The sequence below is a fragment of the Streptomyces sp. DT224 genome (genome assembly GCF_049844595.1).
GTDB lineage: Bacteria > Actinomycetota > Actinomycetes > Streptomycetales > Streptomycetaceae > Streptomyces.
Window position 1 is genome coordinate 1 of record NZ_JBNCLI010000045.1, and the last position, 553, is coordinate 553.

1 pseudogene is annotated in these 553 nt (G+C 69.4%); it reads right to left on the reverse strand.

Annotation, left to right across the window (positions count from 1 at the left end):
- Positions 1–298: 298 nt before the first annotated feature.
- A pseudogene (locus ACLQ2N_RS35960) lies at positions 299–553 on the reverse strand (MFS transporter); the annotation flags it as partial.

Sequence of the window (553 nt, forward strand, 5' to 3'; positions counted from 1 at the left end):
GGCGAGGGGTACCTGCTCACTGAACAGGGCAGGACCCTTCAAGAATCTCTCGCCCCGCTCGATGATTGGGCCTCCGGTTGGCGGCCCAAGGCGGCGGACTGACGGCCGTGACGGCCGTGACGGCCGTGACGGCCGTGACGGCCGCGACGGCCGTGACGGCCGCGACGGCCGTGACGGCCGTGACGGCAGGACGGGCTCGGTCTCTCCAGTGGGCACAGAGTGTCGCGACTCCATGTACATCGGGACCGGTGCCCGCCTTGTTGCCGAGGCTCCCCGCACCGCGTATTTGCGCGAGCTCTTACGGGTTTTCGGACGAGCGTCGGCGGGCGAGAGTGAGGCTTGTCAGTGTCGTGATCGCCATGGCGCCGATGCCGATCAGCGCCGCGGTGGTGTAGGCGCTGTCGTCGGGGAAGAGGTGGCCGGGGCCGGTACCCGCGGCGAGGATCAGGCCGCCGATGGCGCTGCCCAGGGAGTACCCGACGCTGCGGACGACGTAGTTGAAGCTCATGGCGCTCGACGTCTCGCTCTTGGGGGTGACGGCCAGGATGACACC